The following is an 18857-nucleotide window of genomic DNA, read 5'->3' as shown; positions in this document are numbered from 1 at the left end:
ATCGCCGCCGATGTGATATATCAGTCTCGCTGCGGCAATCTGCTGCCGTGCGATGGGTTGATGACATGGCGGATGAGACGAAGAAGACGGTGGCCGTCGTCGGTGCGGGCGTGATCGGCGCGTCGATCGCTTTCGAGTTGCAGCGGCGCGGCCTGCAGGTGACGCTGATCGATAAGGGTGAGCCGGGGCGCGGCACCTCCTTCGGCAATATGGCGAGCATTGCGCTCGATTTTGCCGCCAGTTCCGGCCCTTCGACATGGAGGAAGATTCCCGGCTGGCTGCTCGATCCCGAAGGGCCGGTCTGGCTCAGGCCCTCCTATGCGGCAAAGATGCTGCCCTGGTTCCTGCGCTTCCTCGCCGCCGGCCGGCCTTCGCGCCTGAGGGAAATTGAGGATGCCGGTATGAGCCTGTCTCACCGGGCGCTCGGCGATTTCAGGGAGATGCTGCAGGCGATCGGCGCGCCCGAATTGATGACGGAGGAGGGGTGCCTGGCGATCTACGAGACGGAGGCGGAATTCGCCGCCGATCGCGCCCGTCTCGCCATGATGCAGCGCTATGGTCTCGAATTCGAGGTGTTGAGCAACGGCGCCATCCAATATTACGAGCCGGCGCTGTCGCCGGCTATCGCCAAAGCCGTGCTGCTTCCGGACAACAAGTCGATCCGCGACCCCTATCAGCTCGTCGTGAAGCTCGCCGATGCCGCCAAGGCCGCCGGCGCGACTTTCGTCTCCGGCGCCGTCCGGAATATCGAGCGCAGGGGCGACGGCACCGCCGTCGTTCTCCTGGAGGATAATCGCCGTCTTGAAGTCGGTTCCGTCGTGCTCGCCGCCGGCGTCCACACCCGTTTCCTTGCCGCAAAGCTCGGGGAGCCGATCCCGCTCGAAACCGAGCGCGGTTATCACACCCAGATCATGAAGCCCGGCATATCGATGCGTTACTCGGTGATCTGGCCGCATCGCGCCTTCATGGTGACGCCGACGGCGGGCGGCATCCGCGTCGGCGGCAATGTCGAACTTGCCGGTCTCGACGCCGCGCCCGATTTCCGCCGTCCGCGGGTGCTGGTGCGCCATGCCCAGCGTGCGCTTCCCGGCCTGAAAGCGGAAGAGACGACGGAATGGATGGGGCATCGTCCGGCGCTGCCCGATACGATCCCGGTCATTTCTCCCTCGTCGAAAATGCCAGGCGTTTTCTATGCGACCGGCCATGGCCATCTCGGCTTGACCTATGCGGCAACGACAGCGCGGCTGATTGCCGATATGGTGAGCGGAGCGAAGCCCGCGGTCGATATCACCCCGTTCCGCATAGACCGGTACTAAACAACCCGCGTTGATGGCCCCACCCGTCACCCCTGAACTGGAGTTTTCGATATGAGATGGAAGCGCACGATCCAGTTGCTGGATGTTCATGCCGAAGGTGAAATCGGCCGCGTCGCAATCGGTGGCGTTCCGAAAATCCCTGGCGACAGCATCGCCGCGCAGCTGCATTGGCTGAACACCGATCCGAAGGGCGACGAGCTTCGCCGCTTCCTTTGCCTCGAGCCGCGCGGCGCGCCCATCGGCTCCGTCAACCTGCTGCTGCCGGCGCGCCACCCGGAAGCCGACGCCGCCTTCATCATCCTGCAGCCGGATCAGGCGCATGCAAGCTCCGGCTCGAACTCGATCTGCGTGACCACGGCGCTGCTCGAATCCGGCATCGTCGAGATGAAGGAGCCCGAGACGGTCGTGACCCTGGAAACCGCGGCCGGCCTCGTCAAGGCGGTGGCGACCTGCCGCGATGGGCGCTGCGAGAAGGTCAGGCTCACCATGGTGCCTTCCTTCGTGCATGAGCTCGACGTCGAGATCGACACGCCGCATTGGGGGAAGATCAAGGCCGATATCTGCTACGGCGGCATCTTCTATGCGCTCGTCGATGTCGGCCAGATCAACCTGACGATCGAAAAGGCCAATGCTGCCGGTCTCGTCCAGGCCGGCATGATCCTGAAAGAGCTGATCAACCGCGACATCAAGGTCGTCCACCCCGAAATCCCGGCCATCTCGGGCGTCGCCTACGTCATGTTCCGCGATACCGAGGCGGACGGCACGGTGCGCACCTGCACTACCATGTGGCCGGGCCGCGCCGACCGCTCGCCCTGCGGCACCGGCAATTCCGCCAATCTCGCCACCCTCTATGCCCGCGGCAAGGCCAAGGTCGGCGATAGCTTCACTTCGAAATCGATCATCGGCTCGGAATTCGAGGTCGGCCTGCAGGCAGTGGCCGAGGTCGCCGGTCGCCCGGCGGTCATCCCCACCATCACCGGCCGCGGCTTCACCTTCGGCCTGACCCAGGTCGCGCTCGACCCCTTCGACCCGCATCCCGGCGGCTTTGCGCTGACCGATGTCTGGGGCCCGTCGGCCGGGGAGATCTGACCGCTTGCCAGCGAAGAGTTTTGCCTGAGATTGCCGCTCCCGGCGAACCTTCTCCGCCGTGCCGTCAGCGGAGTTGCGATATTCTGGCGCTGACTTGGTCTGCGGCAAGCCTCTCGGCTGGCGCCGGCCTGCCGAGCAGATAACCTTGGCCGATGTCGCAGCCCAGATCCTGAAGCCGCTGACGCTGGCTCTCCTCTTCGATGCCTTCGGCCGTTATCGTCACGCCAAGTCCGGCACCGAGAGCGATGATGGCTTTGATCACCTTGTCCTGCTTTTCATCGGTTTCGAACGAAGCGACGAAACTCCTGTCGATCTTGATCTTGTCGAACCGATAGCTGGAGAGCTGGGAGAGGCTGGAATAGCCTGTTCCGAAGTCGTCGAGCGCGATCCTGACCCCCGCGTTCACCAGGTCGTCGAGGACGATTCGAGCGGTGACAGCGTCTTGGATGATGGCGCTCTCCGTCACTTCCAGCTCGATCCTGTGCGCGGGCAGACCGACGTCACCCAAAATCTTGAGAATTCTGAGCCCCAGCAACCGGTCGCTCAGCTGGATCGGAGACAGGTTGAACGACAGAACCAGATCGCTCGGCCAGGAAAGCGCATCGGTACAGGCATGACGAAGCAACTGGTCCGTCAGGTCGACGATCAGGCCGGCCTCCTCCGCCACTGGAATGAATTCGCTCGGCGGGATGAATTCGCCGGAAGCCGTCCTCCAGCGGGCGAGCGCCTCGAAGCCGATAATCTTATTCGTCTTCAGGTCCACGAGAGGCTGATAGTAGGGAACGATTTCAGCGTTCTTGATGGCGGCTCTTAAATCCGCTTCCACGCGAATCCGTTTTGCCAGCTCGTCCTGCATCGAGGAGACGAAGGGCTTCACCAGGTTGCGCCCCTGCTTTTTCGCCACATACATCGCGCAGTCCGAATGTCGAATGGCCTGGCTTAGGTCATCGCCGTTTTCCGGACAAAGTGCGAAGCCGACACTGGCGCCGAGATCGACGGCGACGCCGTTGAATGTGACGGGCTTGCTGATCACGCTAACGATGCGCTCTCCCAAAGCGACGAAATCAACATTGCCGGTGCGACGCGCCAAAACGACGAATTCGTCACCGCCAAGGCGGAAAACGCGATCTCGGGGAAAGAGGGAAGAGAGCCGCTGAGCAACGGCCTTCAGCACCGCGTCACCGTGATCGTGCCCGAGGAGATCGTTGATCTTCTTGAAGCCGTCGAGATCGATACTGAATGCAGCATAGGCTTCCTGTGTCCTCTGGTCGCTCATCGCCTGCGCGCAGACGGAGTCCAGGAACCTGCGGTTAGGCAGCTCGGTAAGCGTATCGTGACATGCAATCCAGTCCACGTTCTTTTCGGCCTGCAGCCTGCGATTGACCTCTCTCGAAAGATCGCTGATCCTCAGCGCGGAATAAATGAGTCCCAGGAATCCGGAGATGTTCAGCGCCAGGAGCGCGTGGTCCAGCGGATAGTCGTCATGGTTGTCGATGAACTCATCCAGCCGCTCATGCCAATGAAGCCCCCATGACAGGCAGAAGAGAAGCAGGAAGATCGCGAGCCAGGCAATGACCTCGATCTGGGGTCTTGTAGGTTGGATGCGAGACATAAACAGCTCCTGTTGTGTGAAGAGCCATCATGGCCAGTTCGGAGGACCGCATCGTCCCGACATATTCAATCGACAACCTTCGTCGCCGAACGCCGGCATCGGCGTCCTCCTGGACCATGGCCGAAGACCGCCGCAATTCATTCGGGCGGAGTTAAGTGCATCGGGCTGCCCAGCATCGGCAATCCCAATATCTTTGTGATCGCCGAAGGTTAATGGCGAGTTGCGGTGGCGGCGATATAGCGCGCTTCGCTGCGTGCAACGGATATGTTTCCCGTAAATCGGATGGTGGCCGCGGACGAAAGTCGACGAACTGATAAGCGCGCTGAGGTCTGCCGGCCAACCGGTTTCAAAGTTCCGCCTCTCGCAACAGCGCGTTCAGACGGGTTGCCCATTCCTTGTTGCCATCTCTGAATGGACCGAGCGCATCGCCGGCAGTCTCGGGAAGATCGCGTGCAGCGGCACCAAAGCGGTGCGCCTGCTCACGGTGTCCCGCGGCCGCGTGGCAGCATGCCTGGATGCGCAGCAGTGCCGGCCAGTCGGGTCGCGCCTTCAGCGCTGTGCGCCCAGTCTCGAGCGCGCCCTCGATGTCACCGGAAAAGAGCAGCGCGAGCATCAGTAGGCTGAACCAGACCCTGTTCTGCGGATCGTTCGGATTGAGTTCGAGACCGCGCGCCAGGGGCTTGCGCGCGCCGGCAGCATCGCCCGAGAAAAGACGAGCCATGCCGAGGACGAGATGCCCCAGGGCGAAGCTCGAACCGAGTTCGATGGAGCGTTCCGCTGCCAGGATCGCCTGCTCGGCCCTGCCCGTATAGGCCGACACGATCGCCAGCGCATAGTGCGAGTAGGGGTTGCGCGCGTCGAGGTAGATCGCCCGCAGCGCCGCATCCAGGCCTTCCTTCCCGTCCGCGGTGGAATTTTCCGTCCATCCGTAGGCGATGAGGCCTGCATTGACCCGCGCCCGCCAGATCTGCGCCTCTGGAAGCATGGGGTCGAGTTCCGCCGCCTGGCGGAAAAATTGCCTGGCGAGAAGGTGGGTCGGCTGCGATACCTTGTGGAAATGGAATGTGCCTTGCCGCACGAGATCCCAGGCCGTGATGTTGCCCGTGTGCGGAGCGACCGGAAGCCCATGGCGCAACAGCAGCTCGGGTTCGACCGCTGCGGCGATCCGCTCGGCGATGGCGTCCTGCACCGCAAAGACCTCGTCCAGCTGAAGATCGTAATGTTCGGACCAGACGGTGGCGCCTTTCATTGCGTCGGCGAGGTGCACCGATATCCGGATTCGTTCGCCCGTATGCCGTATGGCTCCGTCGACCAGGAAATCGACGCCAAGTTCGCTCGCGACGGCCTGCGGGTCTCTCGAACCATTTCTCCTGGTGAAACTCGCCCCGCGCGACGCGACTCGGAACCATCTGAATTGGGCGAGCGCCATGATCAGGTCATCGGCGATACCCTCGACCAGATACTGTCTCTCGGTATCGCCGCCGAGGTTTTCGAACGGGAGGACGGCAATTCCCGGATTGGATCTGGCCCGCGCGTGCCATCCGCCATCGGCTCTGTCGGTCAGGCTCTCCACTGGGCCCAAAAATCTGTATCCGACCCGTGGGACCGTGACGATCCAGCCGCTGCCGTCCTGCGCGGGGCCGAGCAGTTTGCGAAGGGCAGCAATCTGAACGGAAAGATTGCTTTCCTCGACGGTCAGTCCCGGCCACACGGCATCCATCAGGGCTGACTTTGAAACCACACCTCCCTCTGCCGCAAGCAGAGCGGCAAGCAGCGAAGCGCCGCGGGCGCCGATGGCGACAGGCCTGCTGTCGCGGAGCAGACATCCGTTCTCGGCAGTGAACTCGAAGTGGCCGAATGCGAGGTGTTGGGCGTTCATGATGCGAGAATGATACGCCGATTTCGTAGCTTTTCGGAATTTTTCGGCCTCGCTTCAGGACTCGCGCCGGCCGAGCGCGCAGAGTCCGCTCTATTGCAGCAGTCGAAGGAGTGTAAGCGATGACGAACCAAGCAATGCAGCCGAAGCCTGATGCATTTATCGCTAAGGTCGTTCGCGGCAGCGGCAGCCATGTCGCCAAGCAGGGATCGGTCTATCGCTCGGGCGTCTCGGCAGAAAGTGCCGGATCAACCATACTGTGGCTTGGCATGATTTCCCTTCCCGCAGGCAGACGAACCAGCGCCCATCGTCATGAGGGGCACGAGACGGCCCTTTTAATGACGGCAGGCCAGGAAATCGAGATCTGGTCCGGCGCAGCGCTCGAACGGCGCGAAACCGTCCGGCCGGGCGACTACCTGTTGATTCCGGCCGGCGTTCCGCACGTGGCCGTCAACCGCAGTAGCGAAGACGCCGAGTTCCTCGGTGCGCGTAACGATCCCGCGGCCAATGAGAGCGTCGTTCTGATGCCGGAGCTCGACGCGACCGTCCCCTGAGGCATGTCGCCCGGAACTGTGCAGTGGTTCCAGGTTGCAGGCCGGCGCCCCGTTTGGCGCGCCATACTCTGATCACACTGGGAGGTGCATGATGACTATCATCGAGCAACGTCTGGCCGAAATGGGCCTGGAATTGCCCGAGCCTTTGAAGGTTCGCGACGGGCTGCGCATGCCGTTCGCTTGGGTTCGCCTGCGCGGCACCCGCGCTTACATTTCGGGTCACGTCGCGTGTAACCGCGATGGAACACTGGCAAATCCCCTTGGCAAGGTGGGTGCCGAGGTTTCGCCGGAGGAGGGTTACGCCTCGGCGCGGCTCGTCGCGCTGGCCCATCTTGCCAGTCTCAAGCGGGCCATCGGAGACCTCGATCGGGTGACCGCTTGGCTGCGCGTCTTCGCCATGGTGAATGTCGCTCCGGGCTTCAACGAGACGCCGCTCGTTACCAACGGCTATTCCGATCTGATTCTGGAACTGTATGGTCCCGACGTTGGCGCCCATGCACGCTCCTCAATCGGCATGGTCATCCCATTGAATGCGCCCGTGAACTGCGAAGCGGAAGTCGAAATCGATGGTGACTGAAACGCCCGACCCTTCAGTAGACAAACGGATCGACGTCGGCCGCCTGCGCGCCTGCCTCCTTCGGGTAGATCACCCCCTTGCGCAGGATGATGTTGGCATAGAGTCTGGGCTCGCTGGTCTGGATCACCGCATGGGCGGCCCGCACCCGGCCGTAAAAGTCTTGGCCGAGGAGCGGTACGACCTGCCGGTGCGGCTCGTGGCGGGCGCAGCAGTCGATCATCTCCTCGTGCACGGGATCGAGCCTGTCGCGCTCCGCCTTGACGGTGGAGCGGAAGATCGCTTCGGGTACGAAATCGTCGATCGGCAATACGCTGAGCACGGCGTTCAGAACCGGGATGAGGCGGTGGCCGTCGAGGCGGATCAGCCGGCGGGCGTGTTCGACGCCCGGATAATTGCCGTCGACGATGGCGATCTCGTCGCCATGGCCCATGGCGCGAAGCGTGAAAAGCAATTCCGGGCTCAGAAGCGGATCAAGTCCCTTCAGCATGGTCAACCTCCTTGAAGAGTACGTTTTGGTCTGTGAGGTAACGCGCGAAGATCGGCAGGCTTGCGCCGCCGATGGCGCGTGCCTGGGCGCCGACCATGCCTTCGATGATATCGGGCATGACGACGCCCTGCAGGTCGAGCTTGGCGGCTTCCGTGATCGTCGCCTGCACGACGCGGCTGCGCACCCAGTTGGGAAAGCCGCCGTCGATCACCGCTGCGCTGAAATCGACGATCGAGGCGGCGGCCACGATCGCCTGCGCCAGTGCCTTGGCGCTGTCCTGTATCCAGGTCTCCATCGGCTCGCCGAAATCCACCCAGTCGTCGGCGGAATACCAGAGCGGCTGCGGATCGACACCGCGCTCGCGCAGCATGTTTTCGAGCACGAAGATCGAGGCGATTTCGAGCAGCTGCATCGTCTCGCCGTTCTTGCCGCGCACTGGCAGCGGGCCGATCGCGCCCGCCGTGCCGGTGCGGCCGGAAAAGATCGCCGAATTCAAGACGATGCCGCCGCCGATGAAGGAACCGATGAAGAAATAGACGAAATCGGGATAGGACGGCCCGACGCCGAAGACGAGTTCGGCGCCGCAGGCGCTGGTCGCGTCGTTCTGCAGGAAGACGGGATGGGAAACGCGCGCGGCGATTTCCGCCTGCAGGTCGACTTCTCGCCACACCTCCATGGCGCCCGGCGGCGCGCCCACCTCCTCGGCCCAGTTCCAGAGCTCGAAAGGCGCGGCGATGCCGAGGCCGGCAATGCGGCCGCGCTGCTTCTCGTCGAGCCGGCCTTCCAGTTCCTGAATGCCCGACGTGACGAAAGCGAGGATTTCCTGGGGCAGCGGATAGGCATAGGTCTGGTGCAGCTGCATGCGGATGCGGCCGACGAAATCCATCAGCACCAGGTCGGCGCTGCGGCGGCCCATCTTCAGGCCGAAGGAATAGACGGCGTCGGGATTGAGGTGCATCGGGATCGACGGCTGGCCGACGCGGCCGCGGATCGGCGCCCCGCGCAGAAGCAGCCCTTCCTTTTCCAGGACCCGCATGATGACGGAGACGGTCTGCGCCGAAAGCCCGGTCCGGCGCGCGATATCGGCTTTCGAAAGCCCGCCGTAGAGACGCACCAGCGACAGCACGAGCCGCTCGTTATAGGCCCGCACCCTGACCTGGTTCGCACCCCCGGCCGGACTGAGAATTGGTGGCGGGACCGGTATGTTTTCCGGTCCATCCAAGGACGACATGGCCGCTCCTCCCGATCGTTGGCCTATGCCTGATTTTCGCCGAGCATGCCACATCGAATTAATAATTCAATTGGATTTATTTATTGACAAGCGGATTTCTTTTCGCTCTTAATTGCCATCGTCAAGGGCACGGGACGGCTTTGAAGCCTCCGAGTGCCGTCTGTAAATTCCGGTCCCGCAGGGGCGGCGCCGGCAAACTCTGGGAGGAGTTCCATGAAGAAATCAGTTCTCGCTTTCGGCGCGCTCGCGCTCGGTGTCGCTTTCTCCGCTCCGGCGATGGCGGCAGACGTTTCCGCCTGCCTCATCACCAAGACCGACACCAACCCCTTCTTCGTCAAGATGAAGGAAGGTGCGACGGCCAAGGCCAAGGAACTCGGCGTCTCGCTGAAGTCCTACGCCGGCAAGATCGACGGTGACAGCGAAAGCCAGGTTGCGGCGATCGAAAGCTGCATTGCCGACGGCGCAAAGGGCATCCTGCTGACGGCTTCGGACACCAAGGGCATCGTGCCTGCGGTCAAGAAGGCCCGCGACGCCGGCCTGCTGGTCATCGCGCTCGACACGCCGCTCGAGCCGGCCGATGCCGCCGACGCCACCTTCGCCACCGACAACCTGCTCGCCGGCAAGCTGATCGGCCAGTGGGCCAAGGAAACCCTCGGCGACAAGGCCGCGGATGCCAAGGTCGGCTTCCTCGACCTGACGCCGTCGCAGCCGACGGTCGACGTTCTGCGCGACCAGGGCTTCATGATCGGCTTCGGCATCGACCCGAAGAACCCGGACAAGATCGGCGACGAAGACGACAAGCGCATCGTCGGCCATGACGTGACCAACGGCAATGAAGAAGGCGGCCGCAAGGCCATGGAAAACCTTCTGCAGAAAGACCCCGGCATCAACGTCATTCACACGATCAACGAACCGGCCGCTGTCGGCGCCTATCAGGCGCTGAAGGCCGTCGGCATGGAAAAGAACGTGCTGATCGTCTCGGTCGACGGCGGTTGCCCGGGCGTCAAGTCGGTCAAGGAAGGCGTCATCGGCGCCACCTCGCAGCAGTATCCGCTGCTGATGGCGTCGCTCGGCATCGAGGCGATCAAGAAGTTCGCCGACTCGGGTGAAAAGCCGAAGCCGACCGAAGGCAAGTCCTTCTTCGACACCGGCGTCTCGCTCGTCACCGACAAGCCGGTTTCCGGCGTAAAGTCGATCGACACCAAGGAAGGCACGGATAAGTGCTGGGGCTGAGCCCTGTCTGATTGAAAGAGAAACGGCCGGGGCTTGATCCCCGGCCGTTTTGGACGGACGATGTGCCGTCGCCCCACCGGCTAAAGCAATGAACGGATGAACAGGGTGACGGCCTCCGCGCGGGTTCGGCGCGCGGATGCGGAGGAGGAACCATGACCGGAGCACAGGAATTCGAACGCGTCCTCGACGGCAGCGACAAGAACGTCGCCTCCTTCGAGCACCAGGATGTCTCGCTGATCAAGCGGGCACAGCATTTTCTGCACTCGACGCCGGCCGCCGTGCCGCTGATCGTATTGGTACTATCGATCATCATCTTCGGGATCGCGATCGGCGGACGGTTCTTCTCGTCATACACATTGACGCTGATCCTGCAGCAGATCGCCATCGTCGGCATTCTCGGCGCCGCCCAGACGCTCGTCATCCTGACCGCCGGCATCGATCTTTCGATCGGCGTCATCATGGTGATCTCAGCCGTCATCATGGGCAATGTCGCGATTACATACGGCATTCCGACACCGGTTGCGGTTCTCGTAGGCCTTGTCGTCGGCGGTCTGTGCGGCTTGCTGAACGGCGCCCTCGTCGCCTTCATGAAACTGCCGCCCTTCATCGTCACGCTCGGCACCTGGAACATCGTCATGGCGACGAATTTCATCTATTCCGCCAATGAGACGATCCGCGACACCGACGTCGACGAACAGGCGCCGCTGCTGCATCTTTTCGCCGCGAGCTTCAGGCTCGGCAGCGCCGTGCTGACGCTCGGCGTCATCGCCATGGTGCTGCTCGTCCTCCTGCTCTGGTACGTGCTCAATCACACCGCCTGGGGCCGGCATGTCTATGCGGTCGGCGACGATCCGGAAGCGGCCAAGCTCTCCGGCATCCAGACCAAGAAGGTGCTGCTCACCGTCTATACGATCTCGGGCGTCATCGCCGCCTTCGCCGCCTGGGTCTCGATCGGCCGCAACGGCTCGATCTCGCCCTCCTCGGCGGTGACTGATTATAACCTCCAGGCGATCACCGCGACTGTCATCGGCGGCATCTCGCTCTTCGGCGGCCGCGGCTCCATTCTCGGCACGCTCTTCGGCGCAATGATCGTCGGCGTCGTGTCGATGGGCCTCAACATGCTCGGCGCCGATCCGCAATGGAAAGTCCTTTTGACGGGCGTGCTGATCATCGCCGCCGTCGCCATCGACCAGTGGATCAGAAAGGTTTCGGTGTAATCATGGCTCGCGAACCCCTTCTCACCGCCCGCGGTCTGGTCAAGCGTTATGGCCGCGTGACCGCGCTCGACAATGCCGATTTCGACCTCTACCCCGGTGAAATCCTTGCCGTCATCGGCGATAACGGCGCCGGCAAGTCCTCGCTGATCAAGGCGATCTCGGGCGCCGTCACCCCGGACGAGGGCGTGATCACGCTCGAAGGCAAGCAGGTGCAGTTCCGCTCGCCGATGGAAGCGCGCGAGGCCGGCATCGAAACCGTCTATCAGAACCTCGCTCTGTCGCCGGCGCTGTCGATCGCCGACAACATGTTCCTCGGCCGCGAGATCCGCAAACCCGGTCCGCTCGGTTCGCTGTTCCGCATGCTCGACCGGCCGGCCATGGAAAAGCTGGCGCGCAACAAGCTGACCGAACTCGGCCTGATGACCATCCAGAACATCAACCAGGCGGTGGAGACGCTCTCGGGCGGCCAGCGCCAGGGTGTGGCCGTCGCCCGCGCCGCCGCCTTCGGCTCGAAGGTCATCATCATGGACGAACCGACGGCGGCCCTCGGCGTCAAGGAAAGCCGGCGCGTGCTGGAACTGATCCTCGACGTGCGCGCTCGCGGCCTGCCGATCGTGCTGATTTCCCACAACATGCCGCATGTCTTCGAGGTGGCCGACCGCATCCATATCCACCGTCTCGGCCGGCGCCTCACGGTGATCGATCCGAAGGAATACACCATGTCGGACGCCGTCGCCTTCATGACCGGCGCCAAGGCGGTGCCGACGGAGCCAGTCGCTGCATGACGGCGAGCGTCGACGAAATTGCCGGCGAGGTTCTAAACCGCGCCGGTGATGCCAAACGTTTCCTGATCGCCATCGCCGGGCCGCCCGGCGCCGGCAAATCGACCATGGCCGACAATCTCGCCGACGCCCTGAAGGCGAAGGGCGAGAGCGTCGCGGTGCTGCCGATGGATGGTTTCCACATGGACAACGCGATTCTCATCGAACGCGGCCTGCTTGCCCGCAAGGGCATTCCGGAAACCTTTGATGTCCGCGGCTTCCTCGATATCGTCCGCGCCGTTCGCCCCGCAGATCAGGAAGTTCTCGTGCCCGTCTTCGACCGCTCGCGCGAGCTTGCGATCGCCTCTGCCCGCCCGATCGATCCGAAGGACCGCTTCATCATCATCGAAGGCAATTATCTGCTCTTCACCCAGGGCAAATGGGCCGAACTCGACGGCATCTTCGATTACACCATCATGCTCGCCCCGCCGATCGAGGTACTGGAAGAGCGCCTTTGGGATCGCTGGCGCGGTTATAGGCTGACCGAGGAGGAGGCGAGCGCCAAGGTCTACGGCAACGACCTGCCGAATGGCCGGCTGATCCTCGAAAACCGCCGCCCCGCCGATGTCACGCTGGAGATCGCGCTGGCGTGATGCCGCGGCGATTGTCTTAATATGATGGATGGTGGTATCAGGCCGCAGACGCATCGCTTCGGAGGTCTGCCATGCAATCGATCACCATCCGCCGCCCTGACGACTGGCACCTGCATCTGCGCGACGGCGCCATGCTGGAAGGCGTGATCGCCGATACGAGCCGCACCTTCGCCCGCGCCATCATCATGCCCAATCTCGTGCCGCCCGTCGTCACGACCGCGGATGCGAAAGCCTATCGCGAGCGCATCCTCAAGGCGCTGCCGGAGGGCCATAGCTTCCAGCCGCTGATGACGCTTTATCTCACCGAGCATACCAGCCCCGACGATGTGGAAGAGGGCGCCAGAAGCGGCCTCATCACCGCCGTCAAGCTTTATCCCGCCGGCGCCACCACCAATTCGCATGGCGGCGTGCGCGACATGGAAAAGGCGATGCCGGTGCTGGAGCGCATGGCTGAGATTGGCCTGCCGCTCTGTGTCCATGGCGAGGTGACGACGCCCGACGTCGATATCTTCGACCGCGAGGCCGTCTTCATCGAGACCGTGCTCGATCCGCTGCGCAAGCGCCTGCCCGAGCTGAAGGTGACGATGGAGCATGTGACGACATCGGATGGTATCGATTACATCAAGGCCGCCAAATCAAATCTCGCCGGCTCGATCACCACCCATCATCTGATCATCAACCGTAACGCCATCCTCGTCGGCGGCATCCGCCCGCATTACTACTGCCTGCCGGTCGCCAAGCGCGAAAATCACCGGCTAGCTCTGCGCGCGGCGGCCACCAGCGGCGACGCCCGCTTCTTCCTCGGCACCGATTCCGCCCCGCATGTCGATCCGCTGAAGGAATGTGCCTGCGGCTGCGCCGGCATCTACACCTCGATCAATACGATGAGCTGCCTTGCTCATGTTTTCGAGGAGGAGGGCGCTCTGGACAGGCTCGAAGCCTTCACATCGCTGAACGGGCCGGCCTGGTACGGGCTTGCGCCGAACGACGAACGCATGACGCTGTCAAGGCAAGCCGAGCCGGTTGTTTTTCCCGCGAAGATAGAAACCGGCGCGGGTCCGGTGACGGTTTTCGATCCCATGTTTCCGCTGCACTGGCGGGCTCAGCTCTGAATTTTGCCTCGGCGCATTCAATTTTAAATAGATTTTTGCCCAAAACCCCAGCTTCGGTGTTAAATCCGTAACATTTGCTTTGTGCAGTGCATGATTTTTTAACGGAATGCGTAAGACATTCCTGATCACCGACAGATGAGCTGTGAACATTATCCGGCGCGGCGGTAGCCGCGGAGATTGAAGCATGATGCTTGATTACAACTCCCTCCTGCTGGCGCTGGGTGTTTCGGCGGCATGTCTGGCCGTGACGCTGATGGGCAGTTGGCTCGCCCGCCGAGCCGAAACGGTGTTGCTGACCGCGACCATCGGTCTCGTCCTCGTCGTCAGCGGCATTTTCGTCTACAGCGCCTATGTGAATACGCCGGACAAGTGGCTTGGCGTGGCCAATTTCGTGCTGTTCCAAGCCGGTTTCGCCGCCATCTGGGGTGCCGGTCATCAGTTCTGCACCGGTCGCCTGTCCTTCGCTTCCATTTTCCTGCGCGCGCTCGCGGCGATGGCCTTCTCGGTTCCGCCGATGATATCGGGTTACGACGGCCTGGCCTTCATGGCTGAGAACCTCGCCATCGCCTTCCTGCTCTTTGCCACCGCGCGCCAATATTGGCTCGCCCGCGCCGAGGCGCCGGCGCCGATCCTCGGCATCACGGCGCTTTATACGCTGACGGCGATTTCCTTCGTGCTTTGCTCCGCCGTGTTGATCTCCGACGGAAAGCTGGTGCTTGGCAAAGCTCCCAACAACTGGGCGGAGGATCTGAGCCTTGCCGTTTGCATCGCCGGCATGACCGGGATCGGCGCGCTGTCGCTGGCGCTGCATCAGTGGCGGCTCGCCGCCCGCCATCGTCTAGAGGCGATCACCGATCCGCTGACCGGCCTGCTCAACCGTCGTGCCCTCTTCGACGAATACGGCACGCGCCCGATGGGCACGACCACCGCCGTCATCGTCTTCGATATCGATCATTTCAAATCCGTCAACGACCGCTTCGGCCATGCCGCCGGCGACCATGTTCTCAAGGTTTTTGCCGCCGAACTGTCAGCCCATTGCCGCGCAGGAGATACCGCAGCCCGGCTCGGCGGCGAAGAGTTCGCGCTGGTGATGAAGGAAATCATGCCCGGCCGGGCGGAACTCGCGGCCGAGCGTATTCGCCGCGCCTTCGAGGCTCGTGAAATCCCGGTCGACGGCGAGACGCTGAAATGTACGGTCAGCGTCGGTGTCGCCCCCGGCCGCTCGAATGCGTTGGATTTCGACGCCATGTTGAGTGCCGCCGACAAGGCGCTCTACGCCGCCAAGCGCGGCGGCCGCAATCGGGTGGAGCTTGCCGGCCACCTGCAGGCGGTTCCGGTCGAGGCATCGCGCACGGCGTCTTGATTCCGGACCGGCGCCCTCATAATATTGTCCTCGGCCGGATGCGGCCAGCCGCCCCGCGACGTTTCGGCGTTATGGTGAATGCATCCAGAAACATCCTTCACATCCCTTGCCGTTTGGCGATCGATGGCGAACGGGTCAGCAGACGCGGGCACTGATCGTCCTGTTTGCCGCCAACGGAAGGATGACATCATGCGCGATTTTCGCGATGCCAAGCTCATGGCAAAGACTTTGCGGCAGGCCCTTGCAGACCGCGATATTTCGCTGACCCACAGCGAGGCGCTCGAAATCGTCGCCCGGCAGTTCGGGTTCGATCAATGGAACATCCTCTCGGCGAAGATCGATACGGCCGGTGCTGCCCGCTCCACAGTGGGCATCGAGCCGCCGATGCCGATCTTCCGCATCTTCTCCGTCGAAAAGGCCATGGAATTCTATTGCGGCTTCCTTGGCTTCAATCTCGATTGGGAACACCGCTTCGGCGACAATTTCCCCCTCTATTGCCAGGTCTCGCGGGACGGCATGGCGCTGCACTTGAGCGAACATTCCGGGGATGCGAGCCCCGGCGCCAAGGCTTTCGTCCGCGTCGCGAACGTGCGCGCCTACCACGCCGAGCTTTCAGGCAAGGACTACCGCTATATGAAGCCCGGCGTGGAGGACGCGCCCTGGGGGCTCGAGATGACCGTCATAGATCCTTTCAGCAATCGCGTTGTCTTTTGCGAGCAGAAGTGACCGCGCGGCGCAGGGCGTTGCTCCTCCACCTTTTCACAGGATCATCAACGCGCGGACGAAGGCCACCGAGGCGAGCAGCGAGGCGATCGTCCTCACATGGTTCCACCACGTCCAGTCCCTGAGATAGCTGGTCCAGAGCGCGGTCGCTTCCGTCCCGCCGCCGCTGACTTTTGCCAGCGCATCGTTCATCGGCACGTTGAAGACGATGGTGGATATGAACGAGGCGAGGACATAAAGCGCGGCGCCCGCCAGCATCAGCAAGGATGCTCCGCTCCGCCAGTCGATCACCGCCAGCACGGCGATGACGAGGCAGAGGATCGCCGTCGGCACGAAGAGGCCCATGAAGGGCGAGCGGACGATCGTCACGTTGATCGAGTTCATGGCAGCGATGGCCTGTTCCACCGGGATGCGCGAAAAGGCAGTCATGATGAAGGTCGAGAAGGCGAAGAAGATGCCGGCGACGAGGCCGCTGCCGATCGCGGCGGCCACGAGGGAAAGGATGAGGACGATCTGCATGTCGAAGCTCCTTCCAGGGACAAAATAAGAGAAAGTCTCTTATTTGCAAAATGAGATAATCTCTCTTATTTTGTTTGTCAACCGCCAAGGAGCAGACGATGTCGGAACAATCAGCCGCAACGCGCCGGCGATCGCCCCAGCCTATCGGCCAGCCGCGCCGCATTCCGAGCCAGCAGCGCGGACGTGAGCGCTTCGAAAAGATCCTCGCCGTCGCGGCGGAACTGATCGAAAGCAATGGCAGCGATGGCTTGAAGATGAGCGAGATCGTCGAAAAGGCCGGCCTTTCCTTCGGCGCCCTCTATCAGTATTTCCCCGACAAGACTTCGATCATCCGGACATTGGCCGAGCGCTTCAACGAGCAAGGCAGGCGGTGCGTGGAAGAGGAGCTGGCGAAGGTGACGGACGCCAAAAATCTGCGCATCGCGCTCTGCGTCATCGCGGATGAATATTATGCTTTCTTCCGCCGCGAACCCGTGATGCGCGATATCTGGCATGCGACCCACACGGACAAGCTTCTTCAGGAGGTCGATGCCGAGGACATGGAATTCCATGCGCGGGCCCTGCTTTCGGTGCTACAACGACTGTGGTCGGCGCGGACCGAAACCGAGCTTCTGGCCATTGCCCGGCTGACGATGCAGTTGCTGGCAGCCGCGGTTCGCTACGCGGTTTCGCTCGACGAGGAAGAAGGTGCGCGGGCGATCGCGCTCTTCAAGAGGATGCAGGTTGCCGATATCGACCGGTTGCTCGGCTGACGGCTGTCTTCCGTCTGGAAACCGGCCGCTCTTGCTGCTATTGCCGCTTTAACGTCAGCCGAAGGAGAGAGCCGCATGATCCAGACCACATTCCCCGACCGCGCTATCATGGCGGAACTGCTGGCAAAGATGCTCTGGGAGATCAAGGCGGTGCACTTCAACGCCGAAACGCCCTATAAATATGCCTCCGGCATCATGAGCCCCGTCTATATCGACTGCCGCAAGCTCCTGTCCTTCCCGCGCGTCCGCTCGACGGTGATGGATTTTGCCGCCAGCACGCTCCTGCGCGATGCCGGCTTCGAGCAGTTCGATTGCATCGCCGGCGGCGAAACCGCGGGCATTCCCTTCGCCGCACTGCTTGCCGATCGTCTCGGCCTGCCGATGATCTATGTCCGCAAGAAGCCGAAGGGCCATGGCCGCAACGCGCAGATCGAGGGCGAGATGAAGGAAGGTTCGCGCGTCCTTGTCATCGAGGATCTGACGACGGCCGGCGGCAGCATGTTCACCTTCATCGATGCCGTTCGCGCTGCCGGCGGCATCGTCGATCATGGCATCGCGCTGTTCTTCTACGGCATTTTCCCGGAAGCCCACCATCGCTTCGCCAATGGCAAGGTCCGGCTCCATTATATCGCCACCTGGCGCGAAGTTCTCGCGATCGCCAAGCAGCAGAAGCTCTTCGACGAGAAGACGCTGTCGGAAGTCGAGGCCTTCCTCGATGCGCCGCTCGCCTGGTCGGCGAGGAATGGTGGTGTCAGTGAGCTTTCGCTCTAGCCTTTTGACAAAAGCTCGCTTAATCGATTGAAGAACGCGTAGATCCTGTTGGGAGGAATTCGATGATTTTGTGCTGCGGCGAAGCCTTGATCGACATGCTGCCGAGGGACACGACCCTTGGTGAAAAGGGCTTTGCGCCCTATGCCGGCGGTGCGATCTTCAACACCGCCATCGCGCTCGGCCGCCTCGGCATCCCCACCGCCTTCTTCACCGGTATCGCCGACGACATGATGGGCGAAATCCTGCTTGCGACGCTGAAGGCGAGCAACGTCGATTACAGCCCATGCGCCATCACCCCGCGCCCTTCGACGATCGCCTTCGTCAAGCTGGTCAACGGCCAGGCGACCTATGCCTTCTACGATGAAGGCACGGCAGGCCGGATGATCACCGAAGCCGACCTGCCGGCGCTTGGTGACGATTGCGAAGCGCTGCATTTCGGCGCCATCAGCCTGATCCCAAGCCCCTGCGGCGAAACCTACGAAGCACTGCTCGACCGCGAAGCCGCCCGGCGCGTCATCTCGCTCGATCCGAACATCCGCCCCGGCTTCATCAAGGACAAGCAGGCGCATATGGCGCGCATCAGGCGTATGGCCGCAAAATCCGACATCATCAAATTCTCCGACGAGGATCTCGAATGGTTCGGCCTTTCAGGCGACCATGACACACTCGCGGCCCACTGGCTCGCCCATGGCGCCAAGCTCGTCGTCATCACCAAGGGCGCCGAAGGCGCCTCCGGCTATACCAGGGATCGCAAGGTAACGGTGCCGAGCGAGCGCGTTGCCGTCGTCGATACGGTCGGCGCCGGCGATACCTTCGACGCCGGCGTGCTGGCCTCGCTGAAGATGGATAATCTGCTGACCAAGCAACAGGTCGCCTCACTCGACGAGAAGGCGGTACGCAACGCCCTGACGCTCGGCGCCAAAGCCGCCGCCGTCACCGTGTCCCGCGCCGGCGCCAACCCGCCCTGGGCGCGGGAGATTGGGCTTTAGCGCTTAAGCCGCCTCATCGTCC

General features: G+C 62.6%; 19 protein-coding genes. 14 read left to right on the top strand and 5 right to left on the bottom strand.

Translation table 11 applies throughout. The annotated features are described in order from the left end of the window. Positions 1-65 precede the first annotated feature (65 nt). Together QD408_RS00580 and QD408_RS00575 are read left to right on the top strand one after the other, a co-directional pair. Positions 66-1316 carry an NAD(P)/FAD-dependent oxidoreductase gene (locus tag QD408_RS00580; protein WP_414138001.1) on the top strand — a complete coding sequence of 417 codons (1251 nt, stop codon included), beginning with the start codon at positions 66-68 and terminating at the stop codon, positions 1314-1316. Positions 1317-1367: 51 nt separating this feature from the next. Next, a complete protein-coding gene (locus QD408_RS00575) occupies positions 1368-2405 on the top strand; it encodes a 4-hydroxyproline epimerase (protein WP_414138000.1) in 1038 nt (345 codons plus the stop codon). Positions 2406-2469: 64 nt separating this feature from the next. Here the strand turns inward: QD408_RS00575 and QD408_RS00570 are convergent, their stop codons facing one another. Both QD408_RS00570 and QD408_RS00565 read right to left on the bottom strand, forming a co-directional pair. Then, on the bottom strand, positions 2470-4017 hold the full coding sequence (locus tag QD408_RS00570) for a putative bifunctional diguanylate cyclase/phosphodiesterase (RefSeq protein ID WP_414137999.1): 1548 nt from the start codon (positions 4015-4017) through the stop codon (positions 2470-2472). A gap of 346 nt (positions 4018-4363) precedes the next feature. Then, complete coding sequence (locus QD408_RS00565) at positions 4364-5896, bottom strand: winged helix-turn-helix domain-containing tetratricopeptide repeat protein (RefSeq protein WP_414137998.1); 1533 nt, start codon at positions 5894-5896, stop codon at positions 4364-4366. Positions 5897-6015: 119 nt separating this feature from the next. On the opposite strand from QD408_RS00565, the gene QD408_RS00560 reads away from it, so the two are divergent. Further along, a complete protein-coding gene (locus QD408_RS00560; protein WP_088684567.1) occupies positions 6016-6447 on the top strand; it encodes a cupin domain-containing protein in 432 nt (143 codons plus the stop codon). Between the two features lie 91 nt (positions 6448-6538). Then, entirely contained in the window at positions 6539-7024 is a 486-nt protein-coding gene (locus QD408_RS00555; RefSeq protein ID WP_414137997.1) for a RidA family protein, read from the top strand. A gap of 13 nt (positions 7025-7037) precedes the next feature. Here the strand turns inward: QD408_RS00555 and QD408_RS00550 are convergent, their stop codons facing one another. Both QD408_RS00550 and QD408_RS00545 read right to left on the bottom strand, forming a co-directional pair. Continuing rightward, positions 7038-7511: an RbsD/FucU family protein gene (locus QD408_RS00550; protein WP_414137996.1), complete on the bottom strand. Its 474-nt coding sequence runs from the start codon at positions 7509-7511 to the stop codon at positions 7038-7040. After that, the gene (locus QD408_RS00545) at positions 7495-8742 is read right to left on the bottom strand and encodes an ROK family transcriptional regulator (RefSeq protein WP_414137995.1); all 1248 of its coding nucleotides are present in this window, start codon (positions 8740-8742) and stop codon (positions 7495-7497) included. The genes QD408_RS00550 and QD408_RS00545 overlap by 17 nt, the downstream gene beginning before the upstream one ends. 213 nt (positions 8743-8955) lie before the next feature. On the opposite strand from QD408_RS00545, the gene QD408_RS00540 reads away from it, so the two are divergent. The 7 genes from QD408_RS00540 (at position 8956) to QD408_RS00510 (ending at position 15807) form a co-directional block, all read left to right on the top strand. Further along, positions 8956-9975, top strand: a complete 1020-nt coding sequence (locus QD408_RS00540; RefSeq protein ID WP_088676967.1) for a sugar ABC transporter substrate-binding protein — start codon at positions 8956-8958, stop codon at positions 9973-9975. A gap of 152 nt (positions 9976-10127) precedes the next feature. Then, the gene (locus tag QD408_RS00535) at positions 10128-11192 is read left to right on the top strand and encodes an ABC transporter permease (RefSeq protein ID WP_088684571.1); all 1065 of its coding nucleotides are present in this window, start codon (positions 10128-10130) and stop codon (positions 11190-11192) included. 2 nt (positions 11193-11194) lie between these two features. Then, positions 11195-11977 (top strand): ATP-binding cassette domain-containing protein, encoded by a 783-nt coding sequence (locus QD408_RS00530; protein ID WP_088684572.1) that lies wholly within the window; start codon positions 11195-11197, stop codon positions 11975-11977. Continuing rightward, complete coding sequence (locus QD408_RS00525; protein WP_414137994.1) at positions 11974-12606, top strand: nucleoside triphosphate hydrolase; 633 nt, start codon at positions 11974-11976, stop codon at positions 12604-12606. Before QD408_RS00530 ends, QD408_RS00525 begins: the two co-directional genes overlap by 4 nt. Before the next feature lie 71 nt (positions 12607-12677). Next, entirely contained in the window at positions 12678-13718 is a 1041-nt protein-coding gene (gene pyrC / locus QD408_RS00520) for a dihydroorotase (protein WP_414137993.1), read from the top strand. 184 nt (positions 13719-13902) lie between these two features. Further along, positions 13903-15081, top strand: coding sequence for a GGDEF domain-containing protein (locus QD408_RS00515; protein WP_414137992.1), 1179 nt, complete (start codon positions 13903-13905; stop codon positions 15079-15081). Between the two features lie 189 nt (positions 15082-15270). After that, complete coding sequence (locus QD408_RS00510; protein ID WP_414137991.1) at positions 15271-15807, top strand: glyoxalase superfamily protein; 537 nt, start codon at positions 15271-15273, stop codon at positions 15805-15807. Between the two features lie 33 nt (positions 15808-15840). Here QD408_RS00510 and QD408_RS00505 read toward each other — a convergent pair whose 3' ends face one another. Continuing rightward, positions 15841-16323, bottom strand: a complete 483-nt coding sequence (locus tag QD408_RS00505) for a DUF1772 domain-containing protein (protein ID WP_414137990.1) — start codon at positions 16321-16323, stop codon at positions 15841-15843. A gap of 98 nt (positions 16324-16421) precedes the next feature. Here QD408_RS00505 and QD408_RS00500 point away from each other — a divergent pair, with 98 nt between their 5' ends. The 3 genes from QD408_RS00500 to QD408_RS00490 all read left to right on the top strand — a co-directional run bounded on the left by QD408_RS00500 (position 16422) and on the right by QD408_RS00490 (position 18835). Beyond that, positions 16422-17075 (top strand): TetR family transcriptional regulator, encoded by a 654-nt coding sequence (locus tag QD408_RS00500; RefSeq protein ID WP_414137989.1) that lies wholly within the window; start codon positions 16422-16424, stop codon positions 17073-17075. Positions 17076-17150: 75 nt separating this feature from the next. After that, the gene (locus QD408_RS00495; protein ID WP_088684579.1) at positions 17151-17846 is read left to right on the top strand and encodes an orotate phosphoribosyltransferase; all 696 of its coding nucleotides are present in this window, start codon (positions 17151-17153) and stop codon (positions 17844-17846) included. A gap of 62 nt (positions 17847-17908) precedes the next feature. Further along, positions 17909-18835, top strand: coding sequence for a carbohydrate kinase family protein (locus QD408_RS00490; RefSeq protein WP_088684580.1), 927 nt, complete (start codon positions 17909-17911; stop codon positions 18833-18835). Positions 18836-18857: the final 22 nt, after the last annotated feature.

The sequence above is a fragment of the Rhizobium sp. BR 249 genome, from assembly GCF_047445895.1.
Taxonomy (GTDB): domain Bacteria; phylum Pseudomonadota; class Alphaproteobacteria; order Rhizobiales; family Rhizobiaceae; genus Rhizobium.
The sequence above is the reverse complement of the archived record's forward strand: the minus strand, read 5'-3'. Positions and strand labels throughout refer to the sequence as shown.

Coding starts and splice junctions, on each gene's coding strand:
- QD408_RS00535 (WP_088684571.1), top strand. CDS start 10,128: ATGACCGGAGCACAGGAATTCGAACGCGTCCTCGACGGCAGCGACAAG.
- QD408_RS00570 (WP_414137999.1), bottom strand. CDS start 4,017: ATGTCTCGCATCCAACCTACAAGACCCCAGATCGAGGTCATTGCCTGG.
- QD408_RS00540 (WP_088676967.1), top strand. CDS start 8,956: ATGAAGAAATCAGTTCTCGCTTTCGGCGCGCTCGCGCTCGGTGTCGCT.
- QD408_RS00495 (WP_088684579.1), top strand. CDS start 17,151: ATGATCCAGACCACATTCCCCGACCGCGCTATCATGGCGGAACTGCTG.
- QD408_RS00500 (WP_414137989.1), top strand. CDS start 16,422: ATGTCGGAACAATCAGCCGCAACGCGCCGGCGATCGCCCCAGCCTATC.
- QD408_RS00505 (WP_414137990.1), bottom strand. CDS start 16,323: ATGCAGATCGTCCTCATCCTTTCCCTCGTGGCCGCCGCGATCGGCAGC.
- QD408_RS00530 (WP_088684572.1), top strand. CDS start 11,195: ATGGCTCGCGAACCCCTTCTCACCGCCCGCGGTCTGGTCAAGCGTTAT.
- QD408_RS00525 (WP_414137994.1), top strand. CDS start 11,974: ATGACGGCGAGCGTCGACGAAATTGCCGGCGAGGTTCTAAACCGCGCC.
- QD408_RS00555 (WP_414137997.1), top strand. CDS start 6,539: ATGACTATCATCGAGCAACGTCTGGCCGAAATGGGCCTGGAATTGCCC.
- QD408_RS00490 (WP_088684580.1), top strand. CDS start 17,909: ATGATTTTGTGCTGCGGCGAAGCCTTGATCGACATGCTGCCGAGGGAC.
- QD408_RS00575 (WP_414138000.1), top strand. CDS start 1,368: ATGAGATGGAAGCGCACGATCCAGTTGCTGGATGTTCATGCCGAAGGT.
- QD408_RS00565 (WP_414137998.1), bottom strand. CDS start 5,896: ATGAACGCCCAACACCTCGCATTCGGCCACTTCGAGTTCACTGCCGAG.
- QD408_RS00560 (WP_088684567.1), top strand. CDS start 6,016: ATGACGAACCAAGCAATGCAGCCGAAGCCTGATGCATTTATCGCTAAG.
- QD408_RS00545 (WP_414137995.1), bottom strand. CDS start 8,742: ATGTCGTCCTTGGATGGACCGGAAAACATACCGGTCCCGCCACCAATT.
- QD408_RS00510 (WP_414137991.1), top strand. CDS start 15,271: ATGCGCGATTTTCGCGATGCCAAGCTCATGGCAAAGACTTTGCGGCAG.
- pyrC (WP_414137993.1), top strand. CDS start 12,678: ATGCAATCGATCACCATCCGCCGCCCTGACGACTGGCACCTGCATCTG.
- QD408_RS00580 (WP_414138001.1), top strand. CDS start 66: ATGGCGGATGAGACGAAGAAGACGGTGGCCGTCGTCGGTGCGGGCGTG.
- QD408_RS00550 (WP_414137996.1), bottom strand. CDS start 7,511: ATGCTGAAGGGACTTGATCCGCTTCTGAGCCCGGAATTGCTTTTCACG.
- QD408_RS00515 (WP_414137992.1), top strand. CDS start 13,903: ATGATGCTTGATTACAACTCCCTCCTGCTGGCGCTGGGTGTTTCGGCG.